The organism is Pseudoalteromonas sp. AOP7-A1-14, from assembly GCF_052376275.1.
In the GTDB taxonomy this organism is placed as follows: domain Bacteria; phylum Pseudomonadota; class Gammaproteobacteria; order Enterobacterales; family Alteromonadaceae; genus Pseudoalteromonas.
Genome location: NZ_JBQSVO010000017.1, coordinates 1 through 14,094, shown reverse-complemented (window position 1 = coordinate 14,094; position 14,094 = coordinate 1). Strand labels below are relative to the sequence as shown.

Here is a 14,094-nt window from a genome sequence, read left to right as displayed (position 1 = left end):
AATAATAACGTATAATAGCTGTAGTTAACGTTATTATAAGAGTGCCCCATGGCCAAGAAAAAAGGCAAACCTGCTGAAATTGAAGAAGAAATTATCTATGTATCAAAAAGTGAACTTAAGCGCGACGCGCAAGAGTTGCATCAGTTAGGTTCTGATATCGCAAAAATGGGTAAAAAACAGCGTGAGCGTTTACCCCTTAATGACGATTTACAAGAGGCTATGGTGGTTGCTGACAAAATTAGCAACAAAAGCGATGCTTATCGTCGCCACTTAAATTACATAGCTAAAACTCTGCGTACTGTTGAAAACATCGACGAAATTAAAGCGCTTATCGATATAATGCTGAATAAAAATAATCAAGCGGAAGTGATAATTAAAAAAATTGAGCAGCTGCGTAGTGATTTAATTGAGCAGGGTGATGATTTAATTAATCAAACTATTGAGCAATACCCAACACTTGAACGACAAAAAATGCGCCAATTAGTGCGCAACGCCGCCAAAGAAGTTAAAGCTGAAAAACCAGCCAGAGGCTATAGAGAATTATTTCAGTACCTTAAAGGCGCTATCATGTAATCCATTATCAGCTTTAGTGATTTTTGAATTAGCGGTTAATACTGATAACTCAAATTAAAGCTGATAAAATATTTCTCTTAGTTAAATAACGATTCGGTTCATAATGCATAAATTAAGCTTAGTGGTGCTAGCTGGTGGGTTAGGAAGCCGTTTTGGTGGCAACAAGCAAATAGCTGAAATTCCAGGTCTTGGCTTTACTATTATGGAGCTGAGTATTACAGATGCTTACAAAGCGGGTGTGACTCAAGTTGTTTTAGTAATCAACCAAGCTGTACGAGCAGAGATTGAGCAAACCATTTTACCTCGTTTACCGGCTAACCTTGAGGTTACTTTAGTTGAGCAGCGTATTGCTGACGTACCCGCCGAGTTTAGTTATTTAGTTGCTGAACGCGCAAAGCCTTGGGGCACCGGCCATGCTTTACTTAGTGCTAAAACGCAGATAAATAACCCATTTATTGTTATAACCGCTGATGATTATTATGGTGCAAGCTCATTTAAACTGTTGAGCGAGCACTTTAAAAAACACAGTAACTGGGCAATGGTTGGCTACCCGATTCTAGATACGTTATCACTTCAAGGTGGAGTAAACCGTGGCGTGTGCCAAATCGAAAATAACTTATTGGTTGACGTGGTTGAATATTTAGCTATTCAAAATGAAAACGGTATTATTATAGGCGATAGCCCGACAAGTTCACGCAAAGTTATTTCACAAAGGGCATTAGGCTCTATGAGCTTTTGGGGGTTAACCCCTAAATTTTTTGAATTATTAACTACAGGTTTTAATGAATTCTTGCAAAAGTATGATACCGCTGTCAAAGAAGAGTATTATTTACCTAATCAAATTCAATATGCGATCAAAAATAATAATCAATCGGTTACTGTTTATACCGCTCAAGAGCCATGGTATGGAGTGACTTACAAGTCAGAATTACAGGAAGTTGCAAGTAAACTTTATGAGTTACGCCATGGATGAAATTACACCAAAAACGCCTTTAACAGATCTCGTTGGGCAAAGTAATAGCGAAGTAGATATGAAATCAAATCTAACTGCGGTTTATTTATCACAGCAGTTTGGTCTTGGTAATGAACAAGTCAGTATGAAGCCCATTGGTAATGGCCATATAAATTGTACTATGTTGTTAAGTGCGCCTAAAAAATCGTTAGTTGTGCAAAAACTCAATACCGAAGTATTTCCGAAGCCTGAACAGTTAGTTAGTAATGCCTGCTTAATTGAACGCCACCTTAGCCGAAAGTTAAAAGCTGGTCAGTATAATTTGGATATTATTCGTCATGTGCCAACCCTTAATAATAACTTTTTAGTTGAATGTGATAACGGCGTGTGGCGCGCACTCGAATTTATTGGCGGTAGTTATAGTGAAGACGTAGTAGCAAACATTTCACAAGCACAAACTGCGGCTAATGCATTTGGCCAATTTGCAGTAGCCTTAGAGGATTTTGACGCTAAGCAGCTTCATCATGTTATACCTGATTTTCATAATCTTGCTATGCGTGCCAGTAAGTTTAAAGACGTTATTAAACAAGACCCTGCTAATCGTTTAGCAAGTTGCCAAGCGGATGTTGATTTTTGTTTATCGCAGTTTGATTTAATTGATGAACTTAACGCATTGCAAGGCAATGTGCCGGTTAGACCATGCCATAACGATACTAAAATCAATAATATGTTGTTTTGTAATAAATCACATGATGCAAAAGCAGTGATTGACTTAGACACATGCATGCCAGGTTATTGGCTTTATGACTTTGGTGATATGGTGCGTACCTTCTGTTCGCCAGAGCAGGAAGACTCAACCAATCTTGATAACGTAAAAGTTCGCGAAGAGATTTTTGAAGCGATTGTAAAAGGCTATGTTGAGCCATTAAAGGGGTTGATCACCGAGCAAGAAAAGCAAAGCTTTTGGTTAGGCGCCAAAGTAATGACTTTTATGATTGGCCTGCGTTTTTTAACCGATTATATTGATGGCGACAATTATTTCGCCATTAAGCATCCCAAACACAACCTACAACGGGCACAAAACCAGCTCACGTTATACCGTGATATTATAGCCAAAAAAAGCACCCTAAAAGCAATTTTAAGTAACATCTGATACATTTCATAAAGTGCTTCGCGGCTGAAGCCGCTCCTACGAGGTTAAGGTTGTTCTTTATTAAGGCAGGCTTATACCTGCCCTTGTAAAGTAGCTATAATACAGCCGAGCTGTGCCATGGTCGCGGTGTTCACCTAAATAAACCCCTTGCCATATACCAAGTGCTAAGCGGCCATTCGTGATAGGAATACTTAACTCACAACCTAATGTGCTGGTTTTAATGTGTGCGGGCATGTCGTCATCACCTTCGTAATCATGGCGATAGTAGCTTTGCCGCTCGGGTATAAAGTGGTTAAAATGACTTTCCATATCCATACGGACGGTGGGATCGGCATTTTCGTTAATTGTTAAACTAGCAGAGGTATGTTGAATAAATAAATGCAATAAACCTACCTTATAATTTTTTATTTCAGGTAGTGCAGCTATTATTTCATCATCAATAATGTGAAAACCCCGTGAGCGAGGTTTTAATTGTAGGGTTTGCTGATGCCAACTCATAGTTTATCGAAGCTTACTTCTATATTGGCGTTACCTACATCAGAAGTGAATGGACTTAAAGTTTTTGCACCGTCGGTTACCATACCTATTACTCCTTATGTGTTGCCACAAGCGATTTCATCTTTTTTTATTCTTGGCTTACCAGGCTTTAACCTGGTTTGTGCCATTGTACTAAGCACGTTTAACAAAGGTGACAAAAAAGATTGATGAATTCTACATTCATTAAATCTTTTCCCTTACTTTTGCATTGTTATGCATATTCGTTTAACTATAAACCTAACTCTTAATCTTTACACTTCCCACATTTGCCGTGTGCTTCAATTGTTTGCCCTGAAACAATAAAGCCACTTTCTGCCGCTAAACTATTTAGCTCATGAGAAATAACCGTAGAATGCAGCTCTTTTATATAACCGCAGTCATCGCAAATAAGCAGTTGCACCGGATGTATATGATCAAAGTGATGGCACAGCATAAATGCATTGGTGCTTTCAATTTTGTGGATAAATCCTAGTTCAGCTAAAAAGTCGAGTGCTCGATAAATGGTTGCAGGTTTTGCGCCCGCTTCAGTTAATTTTAACTGCTCTAATAAATCGTATGCGCCTACACCGCCTTGCGCGCTGGCAAGTAAGCGGAAAACTTTTTCACGAATAGGTGTAAACCGCGCACCGCGATTGTCGCAAACATTTTTGGCCTTACTAACGAGTGATTCTATATTCATCTTCTCTTATCCTTTACGTTACGGGGATATGGTAACATACTGTATTCTAGTTGCAGTGTTTTTATTAAGCAGCGTTTACTTGGAATATTATGAACGAATTAATTGCCATTTTTATCTTTTTTTTTGCTGTTATTGACCCTATCGGGACGGTGCCTGTATTTATAGCGGCAACCCGCGGTGATGATGAAAAGTTTAAGCGTAAAGTTGCTCTCAAGGCGGTAGCGGTTTCGGCTTTGTTGTTATTGTTTTTTGTACTTGCGGGAGAGTTTCTGCTTAACGCGATTAAAACGCCTTTATCAGCATTTCAAATTGCTGGTGGTATTGTTTTATTACTTTTTGCGCTGTCAATGATATTTGGTGAAAGTAAACCTGAAAGTGAAATTAAAAGTGTTCGCGACAGTACCGAAACAGCCGTTTTTCCGTTAGCGATTCCTTCTATTGCTAGTCCTGGTGCAATGTTAGGTGCTGTACTGATGACTAGTAATAATGAATTTACGTGGGTTGAACAAGCGATTACCTCATCAATAATGTTAGGAGTGCTGTTAGTTGTGTTGGTGCTTTTACTTTTAGCGACTCATGTTCATAAAGTAATTGGCGATAGTGGCGCAAGTATTGTTAGCCGAATTATGGGATTAATATTAAGCTCAGTAGCTGTGACTAATATATTAGATGGTATCGCTCATTTTTTTGGTTTGCAAACGGTGGCTTAATAAGCTGAGTGTATTTAGGTTAAATCGTTTTTAATAGGGGAGAGTTATGGCTAAAGATAGATATGCGCCTAAGCCACTTAACGATATTATATCGGGCTTAACGGGTCGTTTAGCTTCGTACGCAGGTAAAAGCGAAGCGTTGAATATGCCGCAAAATACCCTTGCTGATTTTTTAGGACCAAACTTGTCTAAAAAGTGTCGTGTTAGCCAATATCAAGATGGCACGTTAATGATTGAAGCGATATCAGCGCCTATTGCGCTGCGCTTAAATTACTTAAAAATGGATATACTTTCGCACTTTCGCAGCCAAGGTATGGTGGAGTTGGCGCAAGTTAAAATTACCGCTAACCCACAAGCTACGCAACGTTTAGCACCCGAAATGAGTGTTAAAGGAGCGCAAGCGGCTGCCCCTAAAAAGCGGAAAATGAGCGAAAAAACAGCCGAACACCTCAATGCCATTGCAGCCGATGCACCGCCTTCATTAAAAGAAAAATTACAACGCTTAGCAAAGCACGCAAAAGGGTAATCATTTAAGAAGTATGTTTTACTAAATCTTTGTATAGGCGCTTGTAGGAGTGGCTTTAGTCGCGAAGAGTTTTATAATTTAAAGCTCAAGCGCAATACATTTCTTGGTTAAAACTATCTCCTACCAGGTTAATCGTGGGTGCGATTTTATATTGTGACTTTTTACTTTATCTAAAAGGCATCGCGTTAATGCCTTATCCGCATTACACTGATCTATCATCGTTAACTACTCTAAGAGGAAATAATATGATTGCTCAAGATCAAAAATTACCAGTCGCTAAATTAAGCCAGCTAACCGATGATGGCATGCAAACACACACCACGGAAGACTTATTCAGTGACAAAAAAGTTGTGCTATTTGCAGTACCCGGTGCATTTACACCCACTTGTTCTAATGCTCATTTACCAGAATATGTGGCGCTTGCGGATAAAATAAAAGCAAAAGGTATTGATGCTATTTACTGCGTATCAGTAAACGATGCTTTTGTGATGAAAGCGTGGGGCGAAGCACAAAATGCTGAACATATAGCTATGCTAGGTGATGGCGATGCCAGTTTTACTAAAGCATTAGGGCTTGATAAAGACACTGGTGGGTTTGGTGGTATTCGCTCAGCTCGTTACGCTATGATTGTTGAGGATCAAACCGTTACTGGTTTATTTATAGAACAAGATAAAGAGTTTGCAGTGAGTCGTGCGGAAGCTATTTTAGAAAAGCTATAGGCTAAGGGCTATATTTTAGCCGAACTCTTGTTCGGCTAAAATATAAAAGGGTCTAAGGAAGTATAATTAAATAATGCCCTTATTTATGGTTGGTATTGTGCATCAAGTGTGACACCTGAAAATGTCTGATAAGCATTTAAACTTAAATGCCATGTCCCTGCTTGTGGGTTACTGAATGTACAGGCTTCTGAATTACCATTTTTATATGGACGACAATCATAGCTTGACGCGGTTGCTTGACTCCCCACTTTAACGAATAAATCTGAATCCCCTGAGCCACCAGATGTAGTCACTGTAAAGCTTGCCATTCCAGCGGGTACGTCAAGAGTAAAATGTTTCCATTGGCCTGTATTTGCGGTGATATTTTCAATTGTGGTACCGCCGGCTTGAGGGGAACCTATCTCACCTGATGACGTTAAATTACCAATTAAACTTGCGTTAGAGTAAGCTTGATAAGCATTTAACATGACATGGTAAGTGCCCGCAGCGGGATTATCGATTGAGCACACTTCGTCATTGCCATTTTTATATGGACGACAATCATAGCTTGATGTGGTTGGAGCACTACCTGCGCGAACGTATAAATCAGCATCACCTGAGCCGCCGCTCATAGTAAAAGTGACATTTTTTGCGCCAGCAGGAACCTGCATGGTATAAAATGTTTTACTGTTTGTTGCGCCACTTAAGCCCGTTTTAGCTTGACCAGTAGTGAGTTCATTACCTGTTGGAGGTACTGTAGTGCCCAAAGCTGCGTTTACCGCAGCAGCTGCATCAACAATACCAGTGCCGCAGTTATCACACGCTGCGGGGAAGGAACGTGTTGTTGATTTTAAAATACTTTCAATTTCGTCAGGTGTTGCGTCAGGTTTCGCTTGTTTAATAAGCGCAGCTACACCCGCAACATGGGGAGCTGCCATTGAAGTACCTTGTGAAAAGGCATAGCTATCACTTGAAGGTGAAGATGAACCTGAGTTGTAAGTTGATAAAACACCTTCAGAGTCATTGGCAAAGCTTTGCGCGCCGCCTGGGGCTGCAACATCAATATTATTGCCGTAGTTTGAGTAATATGCGCGACCACCATTACGAGCAACCGATGCAACATTAATCACGCCATTACAGTTACCCGGATTATAGTTGGCTGAATTGTCATTATCGTTACCTGCTGCAATAACAACCACAGTGCCATTGTTACGTGCTTGGCTTATTGCGTTTTGGGTTGTTGAACCACATGAGCCGCTACCGCCTAAGCTCATATTAATAACGTCAGCAGGGTTTGCATTGGCAGATGTGCCAGTAACCGAGCCACCAGATGCCCAAATAATGCCATCTGCAATATCAGAGGTTAATCCCCCGCATTTACCCAGCACACGGACAGGAACCACTTTTGCGTCATAAGCAACGCCTGCAACACCTTCCCCATTATTGGTTACTGCAGCTACAGTACCGGCAACATGAGTGCCATGCCAGCTTGAGTTCTGTGCGCCATTATTACCACACTCTCCGGCTGTAACTGCATCACCAGGGTCTTGAGCATCGCTATCACGACCATTACCGTCGTTGGCAACCGACAGATCTGAAATCATATCGTAGCCCGGTAAAATATTCGCATTTAAATCAGCATGTGGGCGGTAACCTGTATCAAGCACCGCAACTACAACACCATTGCCTGTTGCGCTATTCCAAGCTGTAGGTAAATTTAAGCCGCCAGCTTGCTCATAATAATGCCATTGGTCATCAAAGCGTGGATCATTTGGTGTTGAAAAAGGTTTTAGCATTTGGTCAATTTCAATGTACTCAACGTTACCTGAGTCAATCATTTCTTGCATGAACTCTTGTGCTTGTTCTGCAGTTAGCTTTTTGTCTGCACGCATAACGTGATGATTATTGAGAGCCATAGCGCGGACATACTTTGCTTTAACGTTGCTTTTTTTACCGCTAAAGCTTTTAACAAAGCTCTGTGCTTTTTTGTTCATCATAGTAGGTTGTTGCTCTGTTGCAGAGAGCGTCATTATTTCAGTATTATTATTTTTATATTTAATAATAAACTGAGTGCCGATAGCATTTTGGCCTTCAAGCTTCGCGCTTGTTTCCATCATAGTTGGGGTTAGATTTGGATTAGCCATACCAGAATCGGTTGCAAATAATGAACTCATTGCCAACGCAACGGCGCACTTTTTTAAGCTTTTTCTTGTTGTCATAATAATTATCCCTAGATTGTTATATGTTCTTCTAGATGAATGTCTGGAAGTAAGTGAATGTAAAATAAATGTTAAGTCTGTTGAAGTAACGTTTACTTCTACTGGAATTTACTTTGGTTATAACAAGATGTGTATATGGCTAAATACGCATAAATTCTGTTGCAACTTCCTTTTTTTAATATTAAAGGATTGCTTTTATCAAGCGGATAATTTTATTTATTTTGTTTTTTAGGTTTATCATTAGTGCTGACACACGATGAAATAAAGAAATTTTGTTATAATCTAAAAAATTTTTTGATGAGAATATTAAATGACCCAAGTAGATGTAATTGTGATCGGTGCGGGTGCCGCAGGTTTAATGTGTGCAGCACAAGCAGGGTATCGAGGACGCAATGTCACGGTGCTTGATATGGGTAAAAAACCGGGTCGTAAAATTCTCATTAGCGGTGGTGGGCGCTGTAATTTTACTAATGAAAATGCCAGTCCAGAAAACTACCTATGTGGTAATCCCCACTTTGTTAAATCGTGCTTAAGTCGTTATACCCAGCATGACTTTATCGAGCTGGTGGACAGACACGGCTTAGCTTATCACCATAAAACACTGGGCCAGTTATTTTGTGATAATAATGCACAAGATATCGTAGATATTTTATTAGCAGAGTGCGAATGGGCAAGCGTGAATGTTGCGCTTCGTAGTGAAGTGCTAAGTGTAAAAAAAATCGAAAATGGTTATCAGGTTACAACCGAACAAGAGTTATTTACTTGCAAGTCGCTGGTAATTGCATCGGGTGGCTTAACGATGCCAAAACTTGGGGCAACTCCAATTGGCTATAAAATTGCTGAGCAGTTTGGCTTAAACGTTTTACCGACTATGGCAGCACTTGTGCCTTTTACCTTACATCAGCACGATAAAGACCGCTTTGCAGGATTATCAGGTATTAGTATTCCTTGTCTTGTTAGTAGTGAAGACGGTACTCAGTTTAAAGAAAATATCCTATTTACCCATCGTGGTTTATCAGGCCCCGCAATTTTACAGATCAGTTCATTTTGGCGAGCAGGGCAGGCAGTTACTATTAACTTATTACCAGATCTTGATTTGAAAGAGCAAATAGCCCAATGGCGAGCAACCCAAGCGCAAAAATCTTTAAAAAATAGTCTCGCGACTATTTTACCAAAACGCTTTACTGAAATACTTCACGACAGCCAAGCAATTCCTGATTGCAATGTAAACCAGCTTAGTCACAGCCAAATAAATGAGCTCGCTAATTACATTCATAACTGGCAAATTAAACCTAATGGTACTGAGGGTTATCGCACGGCTGAGGTTACCTTAGGCGGTGTAGACACCGACGAGCTTAGCTCCAAAACTTTTGAAGCTAAAAAAGCTCAAGGGTTGTATTTTATTGGTGAAGTTACTGATGTGACCGGTTGGCTCGGGGGGTATAATTTTCAATATTCGTGGAGCTGTGGTTTTGCAGCAGGGCAGTATTGCTAGTAAAAATGCACAACATTAGGTTATTTCTATTTTCTTATCTAAAGCGTAGTGCCTCATAGTTACTTTGTGAGTAAGTCTCTAAATAATTTTTGGCTGAAACTTGTTTTATGTGCTCGGGTAAACAGAAATATTACAGTTATTATCGCTAAAATAGACTGCGTTACGACCATTATTTTTAGCTTTGAATAGTGCAGTATCTGCCCGTTCTAGTATGCTTTTTACCGTATCATCAGAGCGAACGTCTGTTAAACCTATACTAATAGTGAAAGATGAACCTTCAAACCTTTGTCCGCTAATATATTTTTTTAGTTCGTAGGCTTGTGCTGCTGCATTTGTTAAATCAGTCTCGGATAAAATAATAGTAAATTCTTCTCCTCCCCAACGTGCTATCAGCGAACTATTTGGCATTTTATTTTTGAGTACGTTGGCAAACTCGGTCAAAATACTATCACCGACTAAATGGCCATATGTATCATTAATATTTTTAAAGTGATCTATATCGCAAATCATTAGGCAATTTGAGGTTTTAGGCTCCTCACTTTTAGCTAATAATTGCGATAGTTCATGATCGAATTTTTGTCTATTATAAAGGCCCGTTAATTTATCTGTCTCTGCTAGGTACTGAATTTCAATATTGCGAGTGGATAGATGCTGATAGGCTGAAAAGCGGGTTTTTTCGTAAAATCTAAAAATTAAAATATGAGCAATACTTACTTCAATCACATTAAATAATGAGCCAGGCCCTATGGTAATAATTAGTTGTTGTTGTTTATATGTGAGGTAAGCACAAATACAAAAAGCAATGCCACTCAAAGTACTGCCCCAACTTCTACCTACTAAAAAGAATGCTAAAGGGGGAATTAAGGTTGCCCAAAATAAAGTATGTGCACGTCCGCCAGCAGAAATAACAAACATCATAATTAAACTAAATATTATAAGCGTAATAGCCCATGCAGCTAAATCTACTTTATCTGTTTTTTTAAACCATGAATAAATACTTAATGTGATACAAAGGCCTATAGCATCAAATAAAGCGATATCGTAATTTGCAAAGTAAAAGATATTTAGTAGAGTTAAAATTACAAAATAGCAAGTTGCCACCAATAATGTGTGGGCTATTAACTTTGTGCGCCAAAAGTCTTTGTGATCTTTTGGGTACTTTTGGAGCTCCTTGTACCAAAAATATAGCATGCTAATATGTTCCTTCATTTCGTAAAATATTTATACAATGATTATTACTTATAAAAGGCTTTTATTATAGTTTCTATAGGGAATAAGTGGCTTCTACAGTGAATTTATTAATTTCAGTGATTGTCTAGGATTTATTATCGCCCCCTTTAGCGAGGTTCTTTTTCCATTATTGGCCACATTGCGATTACTATTTAAGCAGTTAGCTTGTTGATTGCTAAAATAAAGGTTTTTGCTAGTGACAAGGCGATAAAAACTTTTTATACTGCAGTCCGCTTTAATCGATATAAAGATTAAACGCTTCAAAATTTGGTTTTTCAATAGCTGAAAACACTAATAAAATGGCCCCTTAGCTCAGTTGGTTAGAGCACACGACTCATAATCGTTAGGTCCCCAGTTCGAGTCTGGGAGGGGCCACCACTTTTACAAGCTTTCCAAGTAAATACCTACTAACCGAAATTACCCTGTGCTACCTCTGTGCTACTTTTCACTATAGCAGATGGATTGTTTATCTTGAATCTTAAGTTTTATTTCATGTTGATAATTTTTATATAAGATGTGTTATAAGTTTTAAGCTAGAAATGAACAATTAATTTTTAAATGGATGGACAGGTATGGATACTATTTTAATCAAAGACATATTAATGTTTACAATTGCGCTGTATGGAGCAACCCTTGCAACTTTTACTTACAGGCGGGGTAAGCCTAAATTTGAAATTGACTACAGTGTTGTTTTAATGGCTTTAGCAGATGGGCCAGCCGATGCATTAAAGCTTACTATTTTAAATACGGGACAGACCAGTTGTTTTGTGGAGGGGTTTGGTGTAGTTGGTGAAGATGGAAAATTTTTAGATTTGGAACTGATTTCTCAAGTGAATCGGAGGCTACAAGCTGATTTTAAAGGCAATACGCTGAGTGGCTTTACAGCCACAAACCAAAAATTTAATCTCTTGCACGAAGATAGAGAGGTAAAGCCTAATTCTACATCAGTTGCTTTTCTCAGTTTGAAGGGGCAAAAGGAACTTCTTGATAGTAATAAATCGAAAAAACTATTTATTTTCTTTGAGTCAGCAAAAGTAATGAAAAAAAAGGAAATAGATTTTAAAGACTTAAAATTCTGCAAAACTTAACGAAACAAAAGTGTATTTAACGGTCTGAATTTCTATCTCAAGTAAACCTCAGTAATCTCAGCCCTGAAATGGCCTAGCTCTTGCGACACAGTTTCGAGAGCTGTTGCCCTATTAAAGTCTAAGTTTTTTAGTTCATTCATTCTCTCTTGTGCGTAACTATGCCTAAGGCCATGACCGCCATTAGAAAAAAATAGTGTACGACTAGATGCTTTTGAGAATGAGCATGACCATTTATGACCACCGCCAATATCATAACGTTGCAAGTAGTTAATTTCCCTATCACGAACGGTAATAGACTGTGCTAAGCGCCTTTGTTCTAGCTGTGAAGCCAGTGCGTTAGGTATTAGTACATCACGGATTAGGCCACCTTTGCCTTTCACTGTATAAATACTACCTTCTCGACCAAGCCATTTGCTGTCTAGCGCTGGACGGCTATCTGCTTTTCGCTCTGATACTCTGGCTATAGTTAATAGCTCATGGGCTCTTAATCCTGCTGCGTAGGCTATTTGTGTAGATAAATTATATTTTCTAGTTTGATGTTCACTAATAGCATGAGCTTGAGCAGGAGTGTAGGCGCGAGACTTTTCGATTATCTCTTTTTCGGATTTTATTACAGTCAGTGTTTCTTTAGGACCAAGCTTGCCGTTGAGTTTAAACATAGCTTGAATTGCTTGCCGTTCCATATCTAACGTTTTTTGGCCTGCAAACTCACTGCGATAATCAAGGTATTTATAAGCATCCTGAATACTCATGCCTTGCACACCATTAATGCCAATATCCTTTGACCACCGAGCTATTTTTATAAGTGCTGTTTTATAGCTTCGAGCGGTACCTAGAGATTTAATAATTTTGTGCTTGTATAAGTTTTTAGCCAGCTTCTCCGCTTGCGTTTCTGGTTTTGCGAACTTAGCCATTCTTTTGTACCCACCGTTTTACAGTTGTCCAATGTACTCTCACTCCTTTACGCAAGAGCCATCTTTGTAGGTTGGCTATATTCGTATCTTCTTCGTAAAGAGCTAGGAGTCGTTGTTTATGTTTATCGAGCTTGGATGGCTTAAATCGTTTTTTACTGATCAATTTTTTCTCATTTTTTAGGCGCAATGCTTCTGCTTTAGCATTAAAGGTCATAGTTATTCTCCGGTGTGATTGTAAGAAAAACTGGCTGATAAAGCTCAGCGGCTAACGCCTATTCGCCCCTGTTTTACGCATGCGTAAGGCTCGGACTGATCGCGCCTAAAAATCAAAAGACTTGGTTTTATGATGAAGCTGAAAGCTTCTGAAATGGGGGTTACAGAGAATGTAACATCGTGTTGAAGGCAGCAGAAAAGCGCCTGTTTTTTTCTTGCCCGTAAGGCTTGATTAACATTTAGATTAGCAGCTTTAATTAATATTTCAATCTGCAAATAAAAATCTGCGTGTAAGATGCTCAAGAGCCCATACCCCGCTATGTGCAAGCCTGTTTTAGGCTTCTACATAGCGGGGTATGGGCGAAGCCCAGAAAAGAGGAGACAATTGCTCATGATGCCTCATTTTAAAAATTCAAATTTTAAAGCTATTTTAATCAACATAGTTTAAGTTTTACTCAACATGTGAAAGTATATAGGTTGAAGGTTCTTAGGTTTATATGGAAATAGAATGGCGAAAAGTCCTAAACAAGATTTTATATTTAAGAAGCATATGTCTATTGGTGAAGCAGATGCAGAAAACGATTTAAACTTTGAATCGCCCCGAGTTCATCGGAGACCAGTTTGTTTAAGTCAGGCCACTTTACCTGACTCGTTTAAATTATCATAGTAGTCTGTTTCATATTGAGCTGGTGAAATATACCCAATTGAAGATAATAAGCGTTGATTATTAAACCAATTGACCCACTCTAACGTTGCGTATTCAACAGCATCAACATTCTTCCACGGGCCATTTCTGCGAATAATCTCTGTTTTAAATAATCCATTTATTGTTTCAGCCAATGCATTGTCATAAGAGTCACCCACACTGCCTACAGACGCTTGAATTCCAGCTTCAGCAAGTCGCTCAGTGTATCGTATAGACAAATATTGGCTGCCTCTGTCGCTGTGGTGAATTAACCCTTCGGGGTTGCCACGATGCCAAATAGCTTGCTCTAACGCATCAAGAATAAGCTCTGTGTGCATTGTCGTTGATACACGCCAACCTACAATGTATCGTGAAAAAACATCTATCACGAAAGCGACATAAACAAACCCACTCCATGTGGC

The 14,094-nt window shown here is 39.1% G+C and carries 14 protein-coding genes, 1 tRNA gene and 2 pseudogenes; 9 read left to right on the top strand and 8 right to left on the bottom strand.

The window, feature by feature from the left end; translation table 11 throughout:
- Positions 1-48: 48 nt before the first annotated feature.
- From yjgA to ACT3RM_RS04885, 3 genes are all read left to right on the top strand, one after another.
- A complete protein-coding gene (gene yjgA / locus ACT3RM_RS04895) occupies positions 49-573 on the top strand; it encodes a ribosome biogenesis factor YjgA (protein ID WP_441835728.1) in 525 nt (174 codons plus the stop codon).
- 103 nt (positions 574-676) lie between these two features.
- A complete protein-coding gene (locus tag ACT3RM_RS04890; RefSeq protein WP_441994900.1) occupies positions 677-1,546 on the top strand; it encodes a nucleotidyltransferase family protein in 870 nt (289 codons plus the stop codon).
- Between the two features lie 58 nt (positions 1,547-1,604).
- A complete protein-coding gene (locus ACT3RM_RS04885) occupies positions 1,605-2,678 on the top strand; it encodes a phosphotransferase enzyme family protein (protein WP_441994907.1) in 1,074 nt (357 codons plus the stop codon).
- A gap of 71 nt (positions 2,679-2,749) precedes the next feature.
- Here the strand turns inward: ACT3RM_RS04885 and ACT3RM_RS04880 are convergent.
- The 3 genes and pseudogenes from ACT3RM_RS04880 to ACT3RM_RS04870 all read right to left on the bottom strand — a co-directional run bounded on the left by ACT3RM_RS04880 (position 2,750) and on the right by ACT3RM_RS04870 (position 3,894).
- Positions 2,750-3,176: pseudogene (locus ACT3RM_RS04880) on the bottom strand (secondary thiamine-phosphate synthase enzyme YjbQ).
- A gap of 98 nt (positions 3,177-3,274) precedes the next feature.
- Positions 3,275-3,399 (bottom strand): annotated as a pseudogene (locus ACT3RM_RS04875) (chemotaxis protein CheX); the annotation flags it as partial.
- A gap of 60 nt (positions 3,400-3,459) precedes the next feature.
- Positions 3,460-3,894 carry a transcriptional repressor gene (locus ACT3RM_RS04870; protein ID WP_441835725.1) on the bottom strand — a complete coding sequence of 145 codons (435 nt, stop codon included), beginning with the start codon at positions 3,892-3,894 and terminating at the stop codon, positions 3,460-3,462.
- 89 nt (positions 3,895-3,983) lie between these two features.
- On the opposite strand from ACT3RM_RS04870, the gene ACT3RM_RS04865 reads away from it, so the two are divergent.
- The 3 genes from ACT3RM_RS04865 (at position 3,984) to ACT3RM_RS04855 (ending at position 5,849) form a co-directional block, all read left to right on the top strand.
- Positions 3,984-4,604, top strand: a complete 621-nt coding sequence (locus ACT3RM_RS04865; RefSeq protein WP_441993251.1) for a MarC family protein — start codon at positions 3,984-3,986, stop codon at positions 4,602-4,604.
- Positions 4,605-4,650: 46 nt separating this feature from the next.
- Positions 4,651-5,130, top strand: a complete 480-nt coding sequence (locus tag ACT3RM_RS04860) for a DUF721 domain-containing protein (protein ID WP_441993252.1) — start codon at positions 4,651-4,653, stop codon at positions 5,128-5,130.
- Between the two features lie 245 nt (positions 5,131-5,375).
- On the top strand, positions 5,376-5,849 hold the full coding sequence (locus ACT3RM_RS04855) for a peroxiredoxin (protein WP_441993253.1): 474 nt from the start codon (positions 5,376-5,378) through the stop codon (positions 5,847-5,849).
- Positions 5,850-5,932: 83 nt separating this feature from the next.
- Here the strand turns inward: ACT3RM_RS04855 and ACT3RM_RS04850 are convergent, their stop codons facing one another.
- Positions 5,933-8,047 carry a S8 family peptidase gene (locus ACT3RM_RS04850; RefSeq protein ID WP_441994901.1) on the bottom strand — a complete coding sequence of 705 codons (2,115 nt, stop codon included), beginning with the start codon at positions 8,045-8,047 and terminating at the stop codon, positions 5,933-5,935.
- Positions 8,048-8,357: 310 nt separating this feature from the next.
- On the opposite strand from ACT3RM_RS04850, the gene ACT3RM_RS04845 reads away from it, so the two are divergent.
- On the top strand, positions 8,358-9,542 hold the full coding sequence (locus ACT3RM_RS04845; RefSeq protein ID WP_441835720.1) for an NAD(P)/FAD-dependent oxidoreductase: 1,185 nt from the start codon (positions 8,358-8,360) through the stop codon (positions 9,540-9,542).
- 105 nt (positions 9,543-9,647) lie between these two features.
- On the opposite strand, the gene ACT3RM_RS04840 is transcribed toward ACT3RM_RS04845, so the two are convergent.
- Positions 9,648-10,733: a GGDEF domain-containing protein gene (locus tag ACT3RM_RS04840; RefSeq protein ID WP_441994902.1), complete on the bottom strand. Its 1,086-nt coding sequence runs from the start codon at positions 10,731-10,733 to the stop codon at positions 9,648-9,650.
- A gap of 340 nt (positions 10,734-11,073) precedes the next feature.
- On the opposite strand from ACT3RM_RS04840, the gene ACT3RM_RS04835 reads away from it, so the two are divergent.
- Positions 11,074-11,150: transfer RNA gene (locus tag ACT3RM_RS04835), tRNA-Ile, on the top strand.
- Between the two features lie 194 nt (positions 11,151-11,344).
- Positions 11,345-11,860: a hypothetical protein gene (locus ACT3RM_RS04830; protein ID WP_441994903.1), complete on the top strand. Its 516-nt coding sequence runs from the start codon at positions 11,345-11,347 to the stop codon at positions 11,858-11,860.
- 32 nt (positions 11,861-11,892) lie between these two features.
- Here the strand turns inward: ACT3RM_RS04830 and ACT3RM_RS04825 are convergent, their stop codons facing one another.
- The 3 genes from ACT3RM_RS04825 to ACT3RM_RS04815 form a co-directional block, all read right to left on the bottom strand.
- On the bottom strand, positions 11,893-12,774 hold the full coding sequence (locus tag ACT3RM_RS04825; RefSeq protein WP_441994905.1) for a site-specific integrase: 882 nt from the start codon (positions 12,772-12,774) through the stop codon (positions 11,893-11,895).
- The gene (locus tag ACT3RM_RS04820) at positions 12,767-12,988 is read right to left on the bottom strand and encodes a hypothetical protein (protein WP_076924062.1); all 222 of its coding nucleotides are present in this window, start codon (positions 12,986-12,988) and stop codon (positions 12,767-12,769) included. Before ACT3RM_RS04820 ends, ACT3RM_RS04825 begins: the two co-directional genes overlap by 8 nt.
- 629 nt (positions 12,989-13,617) lie before the next feature.
- Positions 13,618-14,094, bottom strand: a 477-nt coding sequence (locus ACT3RM_RS04815) for an IS3 family transposase (protein ID WP_024601065.1), incomplete at its 5' end; no start/stop codon positions are given.

Excerpts from the sequence above, each read along its gene's own strand:
- yjgA (WP_441835728.1), top strand. The coding sequence starts at position 49 with ATGGCCAAGAAAAAAGGCAAACCTGCTGAAATTGAAGAAGAAATTATC.
- ACT3RM_RS04890 (WP_441994900.1), top strand. The coding sequence starts at position 677 with ATGCATAAATTAAGCTTAGTGGTGCTAGCTGGTGGGTTAGGAAGCCGT.
- ACT3RM_RS04885 (WP_441994907.1), top strand. The coding sequence starts at position 1,605 with ATGAAATCAAATCTAACTGCGGTTTATTTATCACAGCAGTTTGGTCTT.
- ACT3RM_RS04870 (WP_441835725.1), bottom strand. The coding sequence starts at position 3,894 with ATGAATATAGAATCACTCGTTAGTAAGGCCAAAAATGTTTGCGACAAT.
- ACT3RM_RS04865 (WP_441993251.1), top strand. The coding sequence starts at position 3,984 with ATGAACGAATTAATTGCCATTTTTATCTTTTTTTTTGCTGTTATTGAC.
- ACT3RM_RS04860 (WP_441993252.1), top strand. The coding sequence starts at position 4,651 with ATGGCTAAAGATAGATATGCGCCTAAGCCACTTAACGATATTATATCG.
- ACT3RM_RS04855 (WP_441993253.1), top strand. The coding sequence starts at position 5,376 with ATGATTGCTCAAGATCAAAAATTACCAGTCGCTAAATTAAGCCAGCTA.
- ACT3RM_RS04850 (WP_441994901.1), bottom strand. The coding sequence starts at position 8,047 with ATGACAACAAGAAAAAGCTTAAAAAAGTGCGCCGTTGCGTTGGCAATG.
- ACT3RM_RS04845 (WP_441835720.1), top strand. The coding sequence starts at position 8,358 with ATGACCCAAGTAGATGTAATTGTGATCGGTGCGGGTGCCGCAGGTTTA.
- ACT3RM_RS04840 (WP_441994902.1), bottom strand. The coding sequence starts at position 10,733 with ATGCTATATTTTTGGTACAAGGAGCTCCAAAAGTACCCAAAAGATCAC.
- ACT3RM_RS04830 (WP_441994903.1), top strand. The coding sequence starts at position 11,345 with ATGGATACTATTTTAATCAAAGACATATTAATGTTTACAATTGCGCTG.
- ACT3RM_RS04825 (WP_441994905.1), bottom strand. The coding sequence starts at position 12,774 with ATGGCTAAGTTCGCAAAACCAGAAACGCAAGCGGAGAAGCTGGCTAAA.
- ACT3RM_RS04820 (WP_076924062.1), bottom strand. The coding sequence starts at position 12,988 with ATGACCTTTAATGCTAAAGCAGAAGCATTGCGCCTAAAAAATGAGAAA.